Raw genomic sequence first — 19,178 nt, forward strand, 5'->3', positions numbered from 1 at the left:
TCGTCATGCGCTTCACCGGGAAGGTGGCCGTGGTCACCGGGGCCGCCCAGGGAATCGGTCTCGGGGTGGCCCGCGGCGTCGCCGCCGAGGGCGGGACGGTGGTCCTGGCCGACCGATCCGAGAGTGTCACGCAGGTACGCGATGAGATCGTCGCAGCCGGCGGTGCGGCCCGGTCCTTCGTCTGCGATCTGGAGAAGTTCGACGAGGCCGGTGACCTGATGGCCTACGCGGTGCAGGAGTTCGGCCGCATCGACATTCTGGTCAACAATGTCGGCGGGACCATCTGGCGCAAGCCGTTCGAGCACTACGACGAGAAGCAGATCCTCGCCGAGTTGAACCGGTCACTGCTGCCCACGTTGTGGTGTTCCCGGGCCGCGCTGCCGCACATGATCGAGCGCGAAGCCGGTGTGATCGTGAATGTCTCGTCAAATGCCACCCGCAGCATCAACCGGGTGCCGTACGCCGCGGCCAAGGGCGGTGTCAACGCGCTGACCGCATCGTTGGCCTTCGAGGCCGCGCACAAGGGAATTCGCGTCGTCGCGACAGCTCCCGGGGGCACCGCCGCGCCGCAGGGGGCAACGCCGCGAAATCCGGACCCGCTCAGTGCCGATGAGATCCGCTGGCACGAAGAGACGGTGCAGCAGAGCACCGAGAGCACCTTCCTGAAGCGCTACAGCACCCTCGACGAACAGGTCCGTCCGATCCTGTTCATGGCATCGGATGACGCCGGTTACATCACCGGCACGGTGCTGGAGGTCAGCGGCGGTGACAGGGGCTGACGCTCGTCGATGACCGGGGCACCGGTCCGCGCGACCACCTCGTCGAGATCGACCTCGTCGGCGAGTTTGACCACCGCGAACCCGGTGCCGGTCACGTCGAAGACACCCAACTCGGTGATGACCCGGCTGACCACCGCTTTACCGGTCAACGGCAGGTCGCAGTGCAGAACCAGTTTGGCGGCACCGGATTTGGCGGTATGGTCCATCAGCACGATGACTCGTTCGGCGCCGCTGACCAGATCCATTGCGCCACCCATGCCCTTGACCATGGATCCCGGCACCATCCAGTTGGCCAGGTCGCCGTTGGCGGCGACCTGCATGCCACCCAGTACCGCGACATCGACGTGTCCGCCGCGGATCATCGCGAAGCTGGTGGCCGAGTCGAAGTAGGACGCGCCGTCCACCACCGAGACGGTCTGCTTGCCGGCGTTGACCAGGTCCGGGTCCACCTCGTCGTCATAGGGGAACGGGCCGACGCCCAGGATGCCGTTCTCGGCGTGCAGCGTGACGTCGGAGCCCTCGGGCAGGTGGTCGGGGATCAGTGTGGGCAGACCGATCCCGAGGTTGACGTAGTCACCGTCGCGCAGTTCCAGCGCCGCGCGGGCGGCCATCTGGTCACGGGTCCAGCTCATGATGAAACCTCCTGCTGATCGGCCGGCCGTGGGCGGGTGGTGCGTTTCTCGATCTCCTTGCGGGAGGCCTGCTCCGGGGTGAGTTCGACGACGCGCTGGACGAAGATGCCTGCCAGGTGGATCTCGTCGGGATGCAGCTCGCCGACCTCGACCACCCGTTCGGCCTCGACCACGGTGAGGCGTCCCGCCATGGCGGCGGGGGGATTGAAATTCCGTGCCGCCGCGTGGAACACGCAGTTTCCGGCCTTGTCGGCGACTGCCGCGCGAATCAGCGCGTAGTCGGTGACGATCGACTCTTCGAGCAGCATCTGCCGCCCGCCGAAGGTGCGCACCTCCTTCGGGGGCGAGGCCAGTGCCACGCTTCCGTCCGGGTGATAGCGCCAGGGCAGGCCGCCGTCGGCCACCAGGGTGCCGACCCCGGTCGGGGTGAAGAATGCGCCGATTCCGCTGCCGCCGGCGCGCATCCGCTCGGCGAGGGTGCCCTGCGGGGTCAGCTCGACGGTCAGTTCACCGGACAGGTACTGCCGCGCGAACTCCTTGTTCTCCCCGACGTAGGAGGCGATCACGCGGGTGATGCGGTGCGCCTCCAACAGCAGGCCCAGGCCGGCACCGTCGACGCCGCAGTTGTTGCTGACAATCGTCAGGTCACCGGCCCCCTGGGCGAGCAGCGCGTCGATCAGGAACCAGGGGATGCCGGCCAACCCGAATCCGCCGACCGCCAGGCTGGCGCCGTGCGGAATGTCGGCCACCGCTTCTGCGGGGGATGCCACGAGCTTGTTCAATGTCATTGCTGCTCCAGGTGTTCGATGAGCGCGGGGGTGATGGTGGCGGGCTGCTCGGCGTTGGCCAGATGGGCGGCCTGCGGCACGGTCAGCAGGCGCGACCCGGGGATCCGGGCGACGATCTCCTCCAGCTTGGCCGGCGGCGTCGCGGGGTCGTCCGCGCCGGCGATGGCGAGGGTGGGCGCGGTGATGGTGGAAAGCTGTTCGCGCAGATCGARTGCGGCGATGGCTTCGCAGCACGCCGCGTAGCCTTCGGCCGACGTGTCCGCGACCATCTGCTCGTGTGCGCTGCGCACGTCGGGGTGCGCGTCCAGGTAGGCCGGGGTGAACCAGCGCTGCACGACGGCGGCGGCCACCGCCGCGCTGCCCTGCGCGCGGACGATCGCGGCGCGGTCGGTCCACGCCGACGCCGGGGGCAGCTGCGCCCCGGTGCACAGCAGCGCAAGCCGTTGCACCCGTTCCGGATTGCGGATCGCCACCCGCATGACGGTCATCCCGCCGAGCGACAAGCCGACCAGATGGGCCTTGGCGATGCCGAGCCGATCGAGTAGCGCGACGAGATCATCGGCCAGATCGTCGATCAGGTACGGGCCCGCGGGCACCGGCGATCCGCCGTGGCCGCGGGTGTCATAGCGCACCACCCGGAAGCGCTGCTCCAGTTCGGCGAGCTGGGCGTCCCACATGCGGTGGGTGGAGCCCAGCGAGTTGGACAGCACGACCGCCGGGGCCTCGGCGCGTCCCGAGACGACGGCGTGTACGTCGATGGCGCTCATCGGAGGGCCTCGAAAACCGCTGCCAGGCCCTGTCCGCCACCGATGCACATGGTTTCCAGCACCGTTCGTGCGCCGCGGCGGCGTGCCTCGTGCGCGGCGGTGGCCAGGATGCGCGCACCGGTCGCGCCGACCGGATGGCCCAACGAGATCCCGGATCCGTTCGGGTTCAGGCGATCATCGAGCGGATCGACCTTCCATTCGGCCAGCACCGCCAGCACCTGCGCGGCGAACGCCTCGTTGAGTTCGATCAGGTCGATCTCGTCGAGGGTGAGGCCCGCGCGCTGCAGCGCGGCGGCGGTTGCGGCCACCGGCCCGATGCCCATGGTTTCCGGCCGGCAGCCCGTCACCGCCCATGACCGCAGCGCCAGCATCGGGGTGAGCCCGAGGCGCTCGGCTTCGGCGGCGGTGGTGACGACACACAATGCCGCACCGTCATTCTGGCCGGACGCATTGCCGGCGGTGACGGTCGAGTCGGCGTCGATCTTGGTACGCACGGCGCGTAGTGCCGCCAGCTTCTCGACGCTGACGTCGGCGCGCGGGTGTTCGTCGCGGTCGACGATGACGTCGGGGCGGCCGCGCGTGCCGGTGATCGTCACCGGTACCAGTTCCTCGGCGAAACGCCCCTGCTCATGGGCGGCGATCGCCCGCTGATGCGAACGCACTGCCAGTTCATCCTGCTCGGCGCGGCCGATGCCGTAGTGGCGGCGCAGGTTCTCCGCGGTCTCGATCATCCCGCCCGCGATCGGATGGTCGGCGCCACCGGCGGTTTCGCGGGCCCGGTCCAGCCGGTCCAGCAGCGCCACCCCGCCCTGGCGGACACCGGTGCGCAGACCCAGCGCGTAGTGCTCGACATTGGACATCGATTCCGCGCCACCGGCGACCACCACGCGCGCCGCGCCGGTGGCGACCTGACCGGCGGCGTAGAGCACGGCCTGCAGACCGGAGCCGCAGCGGCGGTCGATCTGCAGCCCCGGAACCCCGGTGCCGAGGCCGGCATCCAGTGCGGCGATGCGGCCGATGGCCGGGGCCTCCCCGCTCGGGTAGCCGTGCCCGAGGACGACATCGTCGACATCGCCTTCACCGAGGCCGGTCCGTTCGACGAGCGCGCGCAGGGTGAGGGTGGCCAGGTCGGCGGCCGTCAACGCCGACAAGGCACCGCCCATGCGTCCCACCGGGGTGCGCAGTGGATTGCAGATCACGATGTCGGTCATTCCTCGACCGTAGGCCGCATCAGAGATATTCTGAAATACCTAAATCGGCGCCAGTGATATGCAGGAGGTCTCAATCGTGCAGTTACGACATCTGCGGTATTTCCAGGCGGTCGCCGAGGAGCTGCACTTCGGCAGGGCCGCGGAACGGCTGCACATCGCCCAGCCACCGCTGTCCCAGCAGATCCGGCAGTTGGAGCGTGAACTCGGGGTCGACCTGCTGACCAGGAGCACCCGCAGGGTGGACCTGACGGCGGCGGGCGCGGCGTATCTGAAGCGGGTGGCCGCGATCCTGGATGCGGTGGACGACGCCGGGCAGCAGGCGCGCCGGGTGGCCGACGGCGTGGAGGGCCACCTCACCATCGGCTGCGTGGGATCGGCGACGTACTCGGTGCTGCCACGACTGGTGCGCGCCATGCGCGATGCGCTGCCGCATCTGGAGATCAGCATCCGCGGTGAGATGCTGGCCCCCGCGCAGCTGGACGCCCTGCGCTCCGGCGATATCGACATCGGGCTGATGCGGCCACCGGTGGCGGATGCCGGCATCCGGTGCGTCACGCTACGGCGCGACCGCCTCATCGCCGCGCTGCCTGCCGGGCACCCGCTGGCCCGCCACGATGCACTCGACGTCGCCGATCTGCGCGACCAGGACTTCATCGCCCATGCCGGCCAGGGACGTTCGGTGATGGGCGGGGTGCTCGCCGCGGTGTGCGCGGACGCCGGGTTCGCACCCCGGATCCGCCATGAGGTCTCCGAGACGTCGACGTTGGTCACCCTGGTGGCGGCGGGGCTCGGGGTGGCGGTGGTGCCCGCCCCCACGGCCGATCTGGACGTCGCCGGGGTCAGCTATCGCCCGCTGCGGCCGGCAACGCTGGGAGTCGACCTGGTGGCGGCGCATCTGGACGGCGGCGCCTCACCCGCGATCGGGCGGGCGCTCGACGTCCTGCGCGAAATCACCCGGTGACCGGATCAGCTGGCGTGCCGAAATCTGTTGCCGCCGGCCCGCTTCGCGTTGTACATCGCCTCATCAGCAGCCACCACCAGACCGTCGATCCGCGCGCGCAGCGTCACCTCGTCGTCGTCCAAGGTGTGGATCTCGGCCGATGACGTCCCGACACTGGCCGTGACCGGCACCGGCAGATCTGCGATGGCCCGGCAGATCCGGCGGGACAGCAGCGTGGGGTCCGCGGTCCCGCACGCGGCCGCGACGACGAACTCCTCACCGCCGATCCGCCCGATCACCGCCGTGGTGTCGAAGACGGCGTGGCCCAGCGCGCGCCCGACCGCCACCAGGGCGTCATCACCGGCCTGATGCCCGTACGTGTCATTGATGTGCTTGAAATCGTCGAGGTCCACGACGGCCACCACCAGATGGGCACGGTCGGTGGCGGCCAGCATCTTGGCGATGTGCTGCTGAAACGCCCGGCGGTTGAGCAGACCGGTCAGCGGATCCCGGTCGGCCTGTTCGAGGTCGACGCCGAGCGCACGGACGAGGACGTGAATGGCGACCGGCATGACGATGTTGACCTGCAGCACCAGGAAGATGTCGACCAGGGCGAGCGCGACGTGACCGGAGGCGACCACGCGGACCGCCACCACCAGGGCCACCGCCGTTGCCAGCACGAAGTTGTACAGCACCAGCGCCGTCCCGTGGAAGAACGCGATGTACGCGGCGGTGGTCGCGAAGGCGATACAGCCGGTGAGACCGCCCTGCGGGTTGGGATAGGACAGACAGGCCAGCGCCACCGAGGTGTTCGACACCAGCGCGAAGGCCAGYGACTGACCGCGCGTCGGCCACGTCAGCACCCACAGCACCGCACCGGCGACGCCGCCGGCGAACGCGGTCCACATCATCACCTGCGCGACGGTGTCGCGGGGGCCGTCGACGCTGTTCACCAGCACCAGCAGGCACAGGGCCAACGACCCGGCAACCGAGGCCATGGCCACCCGCACGGCACCGGTCATGCGCCGCGCGACGAGGTAGTCGGTGATCCATTCGTAGTGGTTGGCGCGTAGCAACCACCTGCCCGGTCCCGCCGCGGTCATCGTCGTAACCCCTGATCGTGGTGCTGGTCAGCAAATCATCCACGACAGTACAGTGACGCCGACGTAAGCGTCGGTGAAGTGCACTGACTGGGTCGCTTGCGGCAGCGCGGGCAGCGGCTTCCAGCAATGGCTTTGGCCGGCATCGCACGCCGATACGTAGACCACCACCGCGGCAACGACGCGGATACCATGATGCCGCCACGAGCCTTCCCGGGCGTCGTCACGCCTGCGGAAAGGACGTCATGCCCCACCCGACTCGTACCGTTGCGCTGGTCTCCACCATTGTCGCGTTGGCGGGTTGCGCCGCGGCGCAGCCGGCGGGCTCCTACGCCGGCGAGCTGAAGGACCGGATCACCACCGACGCCATCTTCGGCCACCTCGAGCAGTTCCAGCAGATCGCCGAGAATCACGGCGGCAACCGCCAGACCGGCACGCCCGGCTATCAGGCGAGCGTCGACTACGTTTCCGACCTCCTCACGGAGAAGGGATTCGACGTCTACATCGACGAGTTCGAGGCCGGGGTGTTCGATGTCCAGGCCGAATCGCTGCGCGTCGACGACATCCCCTTCCCGGCGCGTGCGGTCGAGCACAGCGCGGTCAGCCCCGAAGGCGGGGTCTCCGGACCGTTGCTCGTCGCGCCCGATGAGCAGGCCCAGGGCTGCACCGCTGCCGACTACGGCACCGCCGCGGCCGACGGTGCGGTCGCCGTCGCGTGGCGCGGTGGCTGTTCTCTCGCCGACAAGGCCGCCGCCGCCACCGAGCGGGGTGCCGTGGGCCTGGTCATCGTCAACAACGTCGACGAGGCGGTGTTCGGCGGTCGACTGCTCGACGAGGACGAGGTGCAACTCCCGGTGCTCTCGGTCGGCCGCGTCGACGGGATGGATCTGGTGCGACGACGTGGGACCGCGACGGCGGAGGTTGTGGCCCGGGTCGAGCAACGCCCGGTGCGCAGCGTGATCGCCCAGACCACCACCGGTTCGGCGGTCGACGTCGTCATGGTCGGCGCCCACCTGGACAGCAACGCGCTCGGTCCGGGTATCGACGACAACGCCTCCGGTGTGGCCGCCGTGTTGGAAACCGCGCTGCAGATGGGCCCCAAGCCGCCGATCGAGAACGGGGTGCGCTTCGCCTTCTGGGCCGGCGAGAAGGAATGGATGCTCGGATCCCAGCATTACGTCGGCTCGCTCGATGAGACGGCGTTGTCGCGGATCGCGCTGTACCTGAACGTCGACATGGTCGCCTCGCCCGACCCGGATTATCTGGTCCTCGACGCCGATGGCACGCTGCCGCCGCACCCACAGACCGATGTGACGGCACCGGAGGGTTCTGCCGCCATCGAGCATGCGCTGACCGACTACCTCGCCGGCCAGGGGATCACCCCCGGCCTTCTGCTTTTCGACGGTCGAGGCGATGGGAATCCGTTTGCCCACACCGGCATTCCGATCGGCGCGCTCAGCACCGGCCGGCCCTCGGAGGACGGCAACGATGCCGCGGGCGACACGATCGCCAATGTCAGCCGCGACGCCCTCGCGGTCACCGGACCCGCGATCGCCCATACCGTCGGGCTGTACGCGCAGGACCAGGCCGGCCAGTACGGCGTGCCGTCCTACGACGATCGAGACCGGCAGCCGCTGGAGCCCTGAGTCGGAGCCTCAGGCCGGGGTGAGCACCACCAGCGGGATGGGCCGCGTGGTCGCCGCCTGATACTCGGTGTAGTTCTTGTTCTTCGCGGTGACGATCCCCCACAGCCGCGCGTAGTCGGCCTCGTCCGGGGTGATCGGGCGTGCGGTCACCGGAAAGCGGCGACGACCGAGGTTGACTTCGGCACCGGGATTGGCGCGCAGGTTGTGGTACCAGGCGGGATGCCGGTCGGCGCCGCCGTTGCTCGCCGCGATCAGGTACTCCTCGCCGTCTCGCCAGTACCCGAGCGCGCTGGAACGCAGCGTGCCGGTCTTCGCCCCTTTCGCATGGAGCAGCAAGGTCGGCGTACCCATCAGCCGGTGGCCGAGCCATCCGCCGGTGCGGCGGTAGATCGCGTTGTGCAGACGCAGCAGCGCCAGCACCGGCGCCGGGATGCTTCTTTCATCGGACATGTCGGTAACTCCCTGTGGGTTGGTTTAACTTGTATGCATGCATGCAGAAAAGTTACCGGCGCCCACCGACAAGTCCATGGGCCCGACCCGACGGACCCAGGAGCAGCGCCGCGCCGAGGCCGAGCGGCGCGTGCTGGATGCCGCGATGACCCTCATCGCACAGAACGGCTCCCGGGCCGTCACTCTCGCCCAGGTCGGCGAGGCCGCCGGGTACAGCCGCGGCATCGTGCATCAATACTTCGGGAACCGGGCCGGCCTGCTCGAGGCGGTCATGGGCGACGCGGGGACCTTCGACGTGCCCGACTACGACGGGCACGCACTCGACCAGATCGCCGACCTGGTCGCATCCTATTTCCGCAACGTCGTCAACCGCACCCCGTCGTCACGGGCCTTTCTCCAGCTGTGGGGCGAGGCCATCGCCRCGGACCCCGTGCTCACTCCCTTGTTCGCCGAACGCGACGCGTCCTTCCGCACGTTCCTGGCGAACCGGATCAAGGCCGGCATCATCGACGGCTCCATCAGAGCGGACATCGACCCGAAAAGCGCAGCGGTGCTGCTCTTGTCGATTCTGCGGGGTACCGGACTCCAGCTCATCGCCAACCCGCCGGTGCGGAACCTAACCACCCTCATCGCCGAGGCGAAGCGCTCGGTCGCTGCGGCGTTGAAGGCGTGACTACACCCGGATAACGCTCCCGGTGAGTTCGAAGGCGCGCCATGGGCTTGTCGGCGTACCGCGGTGGTCGGGGTCGACGCCGATGAGCCGGCCGCCGGCAAGATGCACGGCTTCGTGTTTGGCGTCGACATCGACGGTGACGAGAGCTTCGACGCCGGCCGGCGGTACGGCCGAACCGTCTCCCCGCCATGGGGTGATGCTGTTGTGGCCGTGGATCTGACTGAACGGCAGTTGCCGGTCCGCCCATCCGGGCAGCAGTTCGGTCATGGTATCGGCCCACAGGGGCCCGGCATCCTGGGCATTGGTCCCATGCAACATCGCTCCGGCACGGAACACTCTGTCGGCGTCGGACTTCGAGAGTTCGTTGATCCGGCGGGCGGCCTCCGCGGCGGTAAGCGGGCCGCCGAGGACCCCGGCCCAGAATTCGGCGGTGATGCCCGCATGCGTGATGAGGAAGGACTCGTCCGCGGTGTCGGCCGCGGCGGCCACCACGGCGGAACCGTTCTTCCACCAGCGCTTGATGGTGCGAATGTGTTTGCGGCTTAGAGTCTCCGGCCACGCGAACACCGGCGGCTGCAGATAGTGCGCCTCGTGATTGCCGATGAGCTGAATCCACTGCGCGGGCTGGGTGCGTAGGTAGCCGTCGATCATGTCAACGACCTGGGCGGAGTCGGGGCCCCGATGAATCAGATCCCCGACCTGGACGACGATCAGATCCTCGGGTAGGGAGCCGTCGGGGTGGGCGCCGAGCCGGGCGAGCTCGTGGCGCAGTGGGTTGGCGTGTCCACCGACGTCACCGATGACGGCGATCCGCATCCCGTCAGGTGGCCTTTCGCCGAGCCGGCCGGGGAAGAAGTGCGGGGCGCAGAGCGACGCGGTCCATGCGGCGGGCGATGGTGTTGATCTCTCGGACAGCTTGGCCGATCATGCTTCTCTCTATCGGTGACAGTTCGTCACGGTCGATCAGGTCATTGGGCGCCTGCCCCTCGTGCAGCCGATTCAGGTGGTGGCGCAGCCGCATTCGCTGCAGGATCTCGAACACCTCGATCAGGCGGGCGGCTTCTGCACTGGGCAGGATGGCGGACCCGGCGGCGTCGCGGAGCCGTTTCACGGTCTGCAGTTCGGTGGAGCCGACCCCGAGCGCGGCCCACCGGGCGATGCTCACCACCGGTAACAGCCCGTGGGTCTTGACGTCGAAGCTGTCACCCTTGCCGGTGAACACGTCGCGGAGCGTGCGCTCCCGCTCTTTGGCGCGGTGCGAAAGCGACTCCGACAGCAGCAGATCCATTGCGGCCGGGTGCTGCCGAAAGTCGGTGAAGACTCGTGCCACCTCCGGCAGTCCCGGTGTGCCGTGGATGGGCCGAGCGTCCACCAGCAGCGATGCGATGACGGCCAGACCGGTGCGGTGGACCGCCATGGCCGCGCGGGAATGCTCCCCGGGCGCGGTCAGCCAGCGCGTGGCCGCGGCTCGCCACTCACTGTTCGTCCGGGAGAATGCCTTGTTGGAGGCGTTGGCGCCGTTGACGTCGACGCCGAGCCCGGCAGCCGTGAGCAGTTCGTTGACTTCTTCGAACGCGCGACGGAACAGCACCATCGTCTCCGGCGACACGTCGTCGTCGAAGGCGATGGCGACGTCGAGGTCCGAGCCGGGCATCGCTTCGCGCCGGCCGTGGCTGCCCAGGAAGAGCCAGGTGAACTGATCGAGGGAGAGTTCGGCATGGTCGGCGAACACCAACTGGATCGACCGCCGGACGATCGCGTCGACGATCGCGGAGTAGACCCGGATGACGCGATCGACGGCCAGCCCGCGGTCGAGGATGTCGCTCAGGACTGACGGTGCCCGCCGGGCCCGCTCGATCAACTCGTCGCGGTGGCGGGCGCGGCGGATCTGTTCGAGCATCCCGAATCCGGCCGTGGTCGGTGCCAGCACGAAGTCACGCGCCCCGAGTACGCCGCGCAGCTTATCGGTTCGATCGACAACCGGCAGGTACTCGGCTCGGGTGTCGAGCAGGGTGATCAGCGCCTCGACCGACGAGCCGGTGAGTTCGACCGTCGTGGCCGGGTGCACCATCACCTCGCGCGCGGGGGTGTCCCCGGAGATTCCGTGGCCGACAACTCGGCGACCCAGTACCGCATCGGTGACTATGCCGTAGGTGCCGCCACCCAAATCGACCACGGCGCAGTGCATCTCACGCTCTGCCAGCTGCCGCGCGACGACGGCGACCGGGGTGTCCGGGGCGACGACCAACGGCGTGGTTGCGATGAGGTCTTCGACCGTGCTGAACATCGGCGCCGAGGTTGAGCGGCGTCGGGTGCGGGAGATGTAGTCGGCCAGGAACCGGGCGCCGTTGCGCGAGTAGAAGGCCGGTTCGACCAGATTTCCGGGCAGGACCGCGATGGTGGCCGGCGTGGTGGCGACCACCCGGGGCCCGATCGGGCGTTCGGTGAGCATCGCGGAGAATCCGAACACGTCGCCGGCGACAAATCGGTCGTCACCGGCTTTGGTCACCTGGTCCTGGTCGTGCCAGAGGTCGACTTCGCCGCTGAGCACGACGTAGATCTCGGTGGGTGGCGCGGTGAACGCGTCGACCACCAGATCGCCTGCGGCGAAATGCCGGACGGTCGCCGCCGCCGCAATCGCCGCCAGCTCCGACGGGCCGAGCGCACCGAAGAGTTCGACTCGGCCGAGAAATCGGCCCAACTCCTCCTGCTCAGCGCAGGCCGACATAGATCTGCCCGGTCGACACATCCTCTTCGAGCGCCTCCAGCGAGCGGCCGCGGGTCTCGGGCACCTGGGTGTAGACGAACAGCAATGCGACCACCCCGATGCCGGCGAACAGGAAGAACGACCCGGTGATGCCGATACTCGCGACCAGGGTCGGAAAATAGAGCCCGAGGAAGCCGTTGGTGACCCAGCAGAAGAAGACGGCTGTGCCGATGCCGAGACCACGCATGTGCAGCGGGAAAACCTCCGCCAGCCATACCCATACGGCGATGTTGAGGAAGGTCTGCATCGACAGCACGAATCCGACGACGAGGACGAGGATCACGTACGGCCGCGCCGGGTTCCCCGCCGGCAGCAACATCGACGCAATGCCCACGAGGCAGTGGAACGTCGTGGTGAGCGTGAGACCGATCATGAAGGTCTTACGGCGGTCGATCCGGTCCATGTTACGCAGCGCGATGATGCCGCCGATCACGGCGACCACTCCGAATGCGATGTTGGCGAGCACGGCCTCCTCCTCGCCCATGCCCGATTCCTCCAGCACCCGGGTGCCGTAATACATGATCGAGTTGATACCGGTGAGCTGCTGGGTGATGCAGACACCGATGCCGACGAAGATGATGCGCCGCAACCACTTACTGCCCATGACGGCGCGAATTCCGATCTGGTGAGCCTGGCGCTCCTGCCGGGCTATCAGCTCCACCTGGGCGAACTCCGCCATGGCCCGATCTTCGGAACGCACGGATTTCAGCACCGCGAGCGCCTCCTCGTTCTTCCCCTTCTCCACCAGCCAGCGCGGCGATTCCGGCATCCGCAGCATGCCGACGAACAGTGCCACCGCGGGCAGCGCACACACCGCGAACATGATCCGCCAGACGCCGTCCACGTGGCCGAGGGTCACACCGAGGATCGCGTTCACCACGAACGCCGACAGCTGGCCGACGACGATGGCCAGCTCGTTGCGCCCGGTGATCGAGCCACGAATCTCATATGGCGACAGTTCGGCAAGGAAGACCGGGACCACCGTCGATGCGCCACCGACGGCGAGCCCGAGCACGATGCGGCCGGCCACCAGGGTGGCGAAGCCCGTGGCGGAGAACGTACCCGTCTCGGGTCCGGCCGGCGAGAACACGACGAGCAGGACACCGACGAAGAACAGCACCGCCAGGATCAGGATCGTCTTGCGGCGCCCGATCGCATCGGAGATGATCCCACCGACCAAGGCGCCGATCGCCGCGGCGAACAGCAGGGCGCTGATGACCACGCCCAGCTGGAGCAGGGAGAGCCCGAGTTCCTGTGCCATCGGCCCTTCGGCGCCGTTGGCCACGCCGGTGTCGTAGCCGAACAACAGGCCGCCCAGGCAGGCGACGATCGAGATCACGCCGATCCTTCTCTGGTGGGGTCCGGTCGTCAGTGGTGGTAGGTCGGCTTCTGCCGCCGACTCCGCGTGGGTGGTCATGTGGGACTCCTTCACTGTGTGGCCTGCGGGGTACAGCGACGCCGGCCGGCGACGGTGACGCCCGTCACATCAAAAGAGAATACCGTTCGATGGGCATTTGTAAAGTCATACTGACATTACAAGATCGGATACAGCAAGGACAATAGGTCCACGGGGGCCTGGTTCATCGGGTGACATTCGCTGCTAAAGAACAGCTTTGGCACATGAGCAGAGTTTGGCGGCCGACATCTGGGGTCTTCGCCGCGCTTCCTTAGACCGTTCTAATAAACCGATCTAGGCCTGGCTTTCCGGAACGGTCCGGCGTCGATCCGTCCTCAATGGCGGGTGCGGGGATACCGTCATCGGGTGACGGTGTCAGGATCGCGGGTCGCCCGGCTGCCCGCCGTGGCGGCCGCACTGCTGACCGTCGCCGCGGTGGTGTCGTGCGGACAGCCGGCGCAGCCACCGCCGGTCACCGCGCCGTCGGCAGAGACCACGTCATCGGACACCACACCGTCAGCGGTGCGCACGACTCCCGGCGCCGTGTCGTCGATCGAGTTCGCGCCGGTCTCTCAGCTCATGAACGACGCGATTGCCCAGCATCGGCTGCCCGGTGCGGTGGTCCAGATCGGGCACGCCGGGAAGGTCGCTTTCCGCACAGCTTTCGGCGAGCGCAAGCTCGCCGGCGAACCCGGCCTGGACGGGTCACCGTCGCCCGCCGAGCCGATGACCGTGGACACGATCTTCGACCTGGCCTCCCTGACGAAAAGCCTCGCCACCGCGACGGCCTTCATGCAGCTGCACGAACAGGGACGCGTTCATCTCGATGATCCCGTTCAGGCCTACCTGCCCGATTTCCGGCCGGCCAACGACCCACGCCGTGCGGGGCAGGTCACGCTGCGCATGTTGCTCACACACACGTCGGGCATCGCGGGAGATCTGAGTCTGGACGGACCGTGGGGACTGGACCGGGCCGACAAGGCCGACGGCCTGCGCCGAGCGCTCGGCGCTTGGGTGGTGTTCGAGCCCGGAGAACTCTTCCACTACTCGGACATCAATTTCATCCTGGTGGGCGCCATCATCGAAAGGCTCACCGGGCAATCCATCGACACGTATGTGCAGGACAACGTGTTCACACCACTGGGGATGACCGACACCCACTACTTCCCCGCCACCAAAGCCTGTGGACCGCATGAGATCCTGGGCAATGCGCTCGTCGTCGATCCGCAGGCGCCCGAAGTGGCCGACTGCCCGGCAGGGTCATGGAGCACCGACCTCCTCGGCCGCGTCGCGCCCACCGCACACGATGAGGACACGCCAGGACTCAACCCTGACCACGGCCGCCTTCTCCGCGGCACCGTGCACGATCCGACGGCGCGCCGAATGGGAGGAGCGACCGGCGCCGCCGGGGTGTTCTCCACCGCCCACGACGTCGGCCTGTTTGCGCAGGCCCTGCTCGATCGCCTCGCCGGCCGGCCCAGCACGTTTCCGCTGGCGCAGTCGACTGTCCGGCTGATGACCAGTCCCCAGCAGCCCGGCCCGGGGCCGGACCTGCGTGGCTTGGGCTGGGACATCGACACACCGCATTCCAGGCCGCGCGGCACGATCTTTCCCATCGGCAGCTTCGGGCATACCGGTTTCACCGGCACCACGCTGTGGATCGATCCGGGGTCGGACACCTATGTGGTCGTGCTCGCCAACGTGATCCATCAGCGCGGCGGCCCGCCGATCGTGGGGCTCAGCGGTGACGTGGCCACCGCGGCGGCCCGGGCACTGCATCTGTACGGCAGCTAGGGCCGCTGCGCGAACCGGTTGGCCCGTTCCCACACCCAACGGGATCCCATGCGCCACAATCGGCGAGCGGTCATCGCTGCGGTGCGCCGCCTTCACTGATGGGATCTCCATGGGTCATGTTGGGCACCGCTCAGCCCGCGTTCCGGCATCCACGTGCTGACCTGGCTGGCGGGCCTCGTGCTCGTCCTCGTGGTGACCACCGCCGTCGTCGCAAAACTGTTGGCACGTACCCGCGCACCCGATCCCGGCTGGTTCATCGACAGCACCCGCGCCGCAGGTGCGCTGACCGTGATCGGCACCATGTTCGCGGTGCTGATGGCCTTCACCATCTTCTACGCGCTGCAGAACTACCAGCGTGCCCGCGACGGCGGCAGCATGGAGGCGATCGCGGTCACCGAGTTGCACAACGTCGCCGATGTACTCGAAGGCCACGACGGCGAAAGCTTGCACGGTGACCTCATCTGCTATTCGCGTGCCGTCGTCGCCGAGGAATGGCCGGCGATGGGACGGGGCGAACGATCGGACACCGTGCAGCACTGGGTCGACGGGATGGTCGTCGATTTCGCCGCCACGGATCCGACGAACCCCAAACAGGAAGCGGCCTACTCGCAGTGGTTCGACCAGCAGGCGCAGCGCAGGGACGGTCGCCGTGCCCGCGCCGCCGAAATCGATCCCTCGGTGCCGCCCCCGCTGTGGATCGTGTTGGGGATCGGTGCGTCGGCCATCTTCATCTACATGTGCGTCCAGGCCGATCGCCGGGAAAGCGCTGTCGTCCAGGCGATACCCATCGCGTTCGTGTCCGCTCTCGTCACGTCGGCGCTGCTGGTGGTCGCCTTCCTCGATCACCCGTATGCCGATTGGGCGGGCAGCATCCAGCCTGACGAGATGCGCGTGACGCTGACCCTCATCGACGATGGCCACGAAACGCCCTGTGACGGGAACGGCAACCCCACGTAGCGCGCTACTCCCACACCACCTCATCAGGCGACTTGTCCGGCCGCAGGCCCCGCCAACTGGGTTGCCGCAACCGGCCATCGGAGGTGCGCTCGCTGTAGCGCACCTCCCCCACCAATTCCGGGCGCACGAACGTGACACCCTTGGCATCGGGTCCGGTCAGCCGCTTCACAAACGGTGATTCGTCGGTCTCCAGCGGCTTCAACGTCGCCCGCAGCTCCTTGAGCATCTTATCGGTGAACCCGGTCCCCACCCGGCCGGCGAACTGCAGGCCGTCGTCACCGGGAACCCCGACGACCAGCGCGCCGATCCCGCTGGTGCGTCCGCCCTCTCCGGCGCGCCAGCCGCCGATCACGACTTCCTGTGTCCGCCAAAGCTTGTCCTTGATCCACGACTGCGAACGCCGCCCCGGCTGATAGGTGGAGTCCCGCTTCTTGGCCACCACTCCTTCGAACCCGTGCTCTCGCGCGTACTCGAGAGCCTCAGCTCCGCTGGCTGGCAGCTGTTCGGGGACGATCAGTCCCCCGCCCTTGGCGAGCGCTTCCAGCAGTTTGCGCCGGTCGGAGTATTTGGCCCGCAACAGGGATCGCCCGTCGAGCTGCAAGATGTCGAACGCCCAGAACTCGACACGGGTGGACCGGGCGCGGTTCTGCATCTCACCAAAGCTCGGCACCCCCGAGGAGTCCAGTGCGACCACCTCGCCGTCGAGGATCACGTGATGGTCGGCCAGGTCGGCGGCGAGCGCCCGCAGTTGCGGATACTCTCCGGTCACGTCGCGGCCGCTGCGGGTGCGCAGCAGCAGTTCACCGTGATCGGCGTCGACCAGTAGCCGGTAGCCGTCCCATTTGCCCTCGAACGCCCAGACGATCGGCGTCAGCTTCTCCACCGATCCGTGGGTGGCCAGCATCGGCGCCAGATCCTGGGCATTCGCAACCGGCTGCTCCTTCATCCGGTGCGCCAGCCAGTTCTTACCACCGGTCTGGATCAACGCGTAGCGGCCCTTGATCTTCGAGCCGTGCAAGGTGACGATCACCTCGCCCTTTTTGCCGTCGACGCTCTCACCGTCCACGCCGGGATCGCGGAACTTCTCGGTCTCGTAGGTGCCGGAATCCCACACGATGACCTCACCACCGCCGTACTCGCCCTTGGGGATCGARCCCTCGAAGGTGGCGTACTCCAGCGGGTGATCCTCGGTGTGCACGGCAAGGTGATTCACCGATGTCTTCTCGGGCAGGTTCTTCGGGACCGCCCAGGAGACCAGCACCCCGTTGCGTTCCAGCCGGAAGTCGTAGTGCAGGCGGCGCGCGTGGTGCTCCTGGATGACGAAGGTGTCGTCGTTCCCGGTGGCCGGGGCCTTGCGCGGCACCGGTTCGGGCGTCTTACCCGCGTCCCGCATGCTGCGGTAAGTGGTGAGTTTGTCTGGCAGCGGGGCGCTTTCGTCAAGTCCTGCGAGCAGGTCACCGTCCCGCTCCACCCGCGCCAGCACCTCGTCGAAGCGCAGATGCCGAAGATCGGGGTCTCCGATCTCCTCCCAGGTCCGCGGCGCGGCGACGGTCGGCTCTGCCCGGCCGCGCATCGAATACGGCGCGATGGTGGTCTTGGCGGCGCTGTTCTGGCTCCAGTCCAGGAACACCTTCCCGGTGCGCAGACTCTTGGTCATTGTCGCGGTGACCTGCTTGGGCATGGCCTTCTCCAGCTGCACAGCGATCCGCTTGGCGAGCACGGACGCGCCCTGCGAACTCACCGGGTCGGCCAGCGGCACGTAGAGGTGCAGGCCCTTGCTGCCGCTGGTCAGCGGGTAGGCCGTCAGACCGATGTCCTCGACGTAGCCGCGGACCTCGTGGGCGACCTCGCACAGCTGCCGGAAGGTCACGTCCTCGCCGGGGTCGAGATCGAACACGATGCGCGTCGCCGGGCCGGGATGCCCCGCCGCTGCGTCATCACCCGCCCCGCTTAGCCCGCCCGTGAACCGCCACTGCGGGACGTGCACCTCCAGCGACGCCTGCTGGGCGATCCAGGCCAGCCCCTCGCGGGTATCGATGATCGGATAGGTCGTCGTCCCCGACCGGTGCGTCACCGAGCCCCGCTGCAGCCAGTCCGGGGCGGACGACGCCAGCTGCTTTTCGAAGAACTCCGGCTGCTCGACCCCGTTGGGCCAGCGTTTGCGGGTCACCGGACGCCCGGCGATATGCGGGACCATCGCGTCGGCGATCGCCACGTAGTAGTCGAACACCTCGGCCTTGGTGGTGCCGGTGGCGGGATAGAGCACCTTGTCGGGATTGGTCAATTTGACCCGGCCGTCGCGCTCCACCACTCAAACGTAATACCCGCTGTTACCGTTGCCTATGCGATCAATCTGGAAGGGCTCGGTCTCCTTCGGTCTGGTCAACGTGCCGGTCAAGGTCTACAGCGCGACCGAGGACCACGACATCAAGTTCCATCAGGTGCACGCCAAGGACAACGGGCGCATCCGCTACAAGCGCACCTGCGAGGTCTGCGGCGAAGTGGTCGAGTACCGCGACATCGCCCGCGCCTACGACTCCGACGACGGCCAGACGGTGATCATCACCGATGAGGACATCGCCACGCTGCCCGAGGAACGCAGCCGCGAGATCGAGGTCGTCGAGTTCGTGCCGGCCGATCAGCTCGATCCGATGATGTATGACAAGAGCTATTTCCTGGAGCCGGACTCGAAGTCCACCAAATCCTATGTGCTGCTGGCCAAGACACTGGCCGAGACCGACCGGGTGGCGATCGTGCACTTCGCGCTGCGCAACAAGACGCGGCTGGCGGCGCTGCGGGTCAAGGACTTCAGCAAGCGCGACGTCATGGTGATCCACACGCTGCTGTGGCCCGACGAGATTCGTGACCCGGACTTCCCGTCGCTGGACAAGGACGTCGACATCAAGCCCGCCGAGCTGAAGATGGCCGGGCAGGTGGTGGAATCGATGACTGACGATTTCAAGCCCGACCAGTTCCGCGACGATTACCAGGAACAGCTGCATGAGCTGGTGCAGGCGAAACTGGAAGGCGGCGAGGCGTTCACCGTCGAGGAGCAGCCCACCGATCTGGACGAGTCCACCGAGGATGTGTCGGACCTGCTGGCCAAACTGGAGGCCAGCGTGAAGGCCCGCGGGTCCGGTTCGGCCGCCAAGGACGAACCCAAGAAGTCCGAGCCCAAGAAAGCTGCGGCCAAGAAGGCGCCGGCCAAAAAGGCCGCTGCCAAGAAAGCCCCGGCGAAAAAGGCGCCCGCGAAGAAGGCCGCCGCCAAGAAGTAGCGG

The 19,178-nt window shown here is 67.9% G+C and carries 17 protein-coding genes; 7 read left to right on the forward strand and 10 right to left on the reverse strand.

What is annotated here, in order from left to right:
• The first annotated feature begins 5 nt into the window (after positions 1-5).
• Positions 6-779 carry a 1,6-dihydroxycyclohexa-2,4-diene-1-carboxylate dehydrogenase gene (locus AC1DTF_RS04105; RefSeq protein WP_477473194.1) on the forward strand — a complete coding sequence of 258 codons (774 nt, stop codon included), beginning with the start codon at positions 6-8 and terminating at the stop codon, positions 777-779.
• Here the strand turns inward: AC1DTF_RS04105 and AC1DTF_RS04110 are convergent.
• The 4 genes from AC1DTF_RS04110 to AC1DTF_RS04125 are packed head-to-tail and all read right to left on the reverse strand — an operon-like array spanning position 731 to position 4,177.
• Positions 731-1,411, reverse strand: a complete 681-nt coding sequence (locus AC1DTF_RS04110) for a 3-oxoacid CoA-transferase subunit B (protein WP_477473145.1) — start codon at positions 1,409-1,411, stop codon at positions 731-733. The genes AC1DTF_RS04105 and AC1DTF_RS04110 overlap by 49 nt on opposite strands.
• On the reverse strand, positions 1,408-2,199 hold the full coding sequence (locus AC1DTF_RS04115) for a CoA transferase subunit A (RefSeq protein WP_477473146.1): 792 nt from the start codon (positions 2,197-2,199) through the stop codon (positions 1,408-1,410). Before AC1DTF_RS04115 ends, AC1DTF_RS04110 begins: the two co-directional genes overlap by 4 nt.
• Positions 2,196-2,966, reverse strand: coding sequence for a 3-oxoadipate enol-lactonase (gene pcaD / locus AC1DTF_RS04120; protein ID WP_477473147.1), 771 nt, complete (start codon positions 2,964-2,966; stop codon positions 2,196-2,198). Before pcaD ends, AC1DTF_RS04115 begins: the two co-directional genes overlap by 4 nt.
• Positions 2,963-4,177, reverse strand: a complete 1,215-nt coding sequence (locus AC1DTF_RS04125; RefSeq protein ID WP_477473148.1) for an acetyl-CoA C-acetyltransferase — start codon at positions 4,175-4,177, stop codon at positions 2,963-2,965. Before AC1DTF_RS04125 ends, pcaD begins: the two co-directional genes overlap by 4 nt.
• A 76-nt stretch (positions 4,178-4,253) precedes the next feature.
• Here AC1DTF_RS04125 and AC1DTF_RS04130 point away from each other — a divergent pair, with 76 nt between their 5' ends.
• Positions 4,254-5,138 (forward strand): LysR substrate-binding domain-containing protein, encoded by an 885-nt coding sequence (locus tag AC1DTF_RS04130; protein WP_477473149.1) that lies wholly within the window; start codon positions 4,254-4,256, stop codon positions 5,136-5,138.
• Between the two features lie 5 nt (positions 5,139-5,143).
• Here the strand turns inward: AC1DTF_RS04130 and AC1DTF_RS04135 are convergent, their stop codons facing one another.
• Positions 5,144-6,220, reverse strand: a complete 1,077-nt coding sequence (locus tag AC1DTF_RS04135) for a GGDEF domain-containing protein (protein WP_477473150.1) — start codon at positions 6,218-6,220, stop codon at positions 5,144-5,146.
• A gap of 242 nt (positions 6,221-6,462) precedes the next feature.
• On the opposite strand from AC1DTF_RS04135, the gene AC1DTF_RS04140 reads away from it, so the two are divergent.
• Positions 6,463-7,863 (forward strand): M28 family peptidase, encoded by a 1,401-nt coding sequence (locus AC1DTF_RS04140; protein WP_057168385.1) that lies wholly within the window; start codon positions 6,463-6,465, stop codon positions 7,861-7,863.
• Positions 7,864-7,872: 9 nt separating this feature from the next.
• Here AC1DTF_RS04140 and AC1DTF_RS04145 read toward each other — a convergent pair whose 3' ends face one another.
• The gene (locus tag AC1DTF_RS04145; protein WP_057168386.1) at positions 7,873-8,313 is read right to left on the reverse strand and encodes a nitroreductase family deazaflavin-dependent oxidoreductase; all 441 of its coding nucleotides are present in this window, start codon (positions 8,311-8,313) and stop codon (positions 7,873-7,875) included.
• 37 nt (positions 8,314-8,350) lie between these two features.
• Here AC1DTF_RS04145 and AC1DTF_RS04150 point away from each other — a divergent pair, with 37 nt between their 5' ends.
• Positions 8,351-8,986 carry a TetR/AcrR family transcriptional regulator gene (locus AC1DTF_RS04150; protein WP_477473151.1) on the forward strand — a complete coding sequence of 212 codons (636 nt, stop codon included), beginning with the start codon at positions 8,351-8,353 and terminating at the stop codon, positions 8,984-8,986.
• On the opposite strand, the gene AC1DTF_RS04155 is transcribed toward AC1DTF_RS04150, so the two are convergent.
• Genes AC1DTF_RS04155 through AC1DTF_RS04165 form a run of 3 tightly spaced genes read right to left on the reverse strand, consistent with a single transcriptional unit; the run spans position 8,987 to position 13,170 of the window.
• Positions 8,987-9,802, reverse strand: a complete 816-nt coding sequence (locus AC1DTF_RS04155; protein ID WP_057168388.1) for a metallophosphoesterase — start codon at positions 9,800-9,802, stop codon at positions 8,987-8,989. It lies immediately after the preceding gene.
• Between the two features lie 4 nt (positions 9,803-9,806).
• Positions 9,807-11,714 carry a putative nucleotidyltransferase substrate binding domain-containing protein gene (locus AC1DTF_RS04160; protein WP_477473152.1) on the reverse strand — a complete coding sequence of 636 codons (1,908 nt, stop codon included), beginning with the start codon at positions 11,712-11,714 and terminating at the stop codon, positions 9,807-9,809.
• Complete coding sequence (locus AC1DTF_RS04165) at positions 11,698-13,170, reverse strand: sugar porter family MFS transporter (protein WP_477473153.1); 1,473 nt, start codon at positions 13,168-13,170, stop codon at positions 11,698-11,700. The genes AC1DTF_RS04160 and AC1DTF_RS04165 overlap by 17 nt, the downstream gene beginning before the upstream one ends.
• A 345-nt stretch (positions 13,171-13,515) precedes the next feature.
• Between AC1DTF_RS04165 and AC1DTF_RS04170 the strand changes: the two genes are divergently transcribed.
• Both AC1DTF_RS04170 and AC1DTF_RS04175 read left to right on the forward strand, forming a co-directional pair.
• Positions 13,516-14,943, forward strand: a complete 1,428-nt coding sequence (locus tag AC1DTF_RS04170) for a serine hydrolase domain-containing protein (RefSeq protein ID WP_477473154.1) — start codon at positions 13,516-13,518, stop codon at positions 14,941-14,943.
• A gap of 153 nt (positions 14,944-15,096) precedes the next feature.
• Positions 15,097-15,900 carry a bestrophin-like domain gene (locus AC1DTF_RS04175; RefSeq protein WP_477473155.1) on the forward strand — a complete coding sequence of 268 codons (804 nt, stop codon included), beginning with the start codon at positions 15,097-15,099 and terminating at the stop codon, positions 15,898-15,900.
• A gap of 4 nt (positions 15,901-15,904) precedes the next feature.
• Here AC1DTF_RS04175 and AC1DTF_RS04180 read toward each other — a convergent pair whose 3' ends face one another.
• Positions 15,905-18,211 (reverse strand): ATP-dependent DNA ligase, encoded by a 2,307-nt coding sequence (locus AC1DTF_RS04180; protein WP_477473156.1) that lies wholly within the window; start codon positions 18,209-18,211, stop codon positions 15,905-15,907.
• 31 nt (positions 18,212-18,242) lie between these two features.
• On the opposite strand from AC1DTF_RS04180, the gene ku reads away from it, so the two are divergent.
• Positions 18,243-19,175 (forward strand): non-homologous end joining protein Ku, encoded by a 933-nt coding sequence (gene ku, locus AC1DTF_RS04185; protein ID WP_477473157.1) that lies wholly within the window; start codon positions 18,243-18,245, stop codon positions 19,173-19,175.
• The last annotated feature ends 3 nt before the right edge of the window (positions 19,176-19,178 follow it).

The sequence above is a fragment of the Mycobacterium sp. P4_H6 genome, assembly GCF_056400845.1.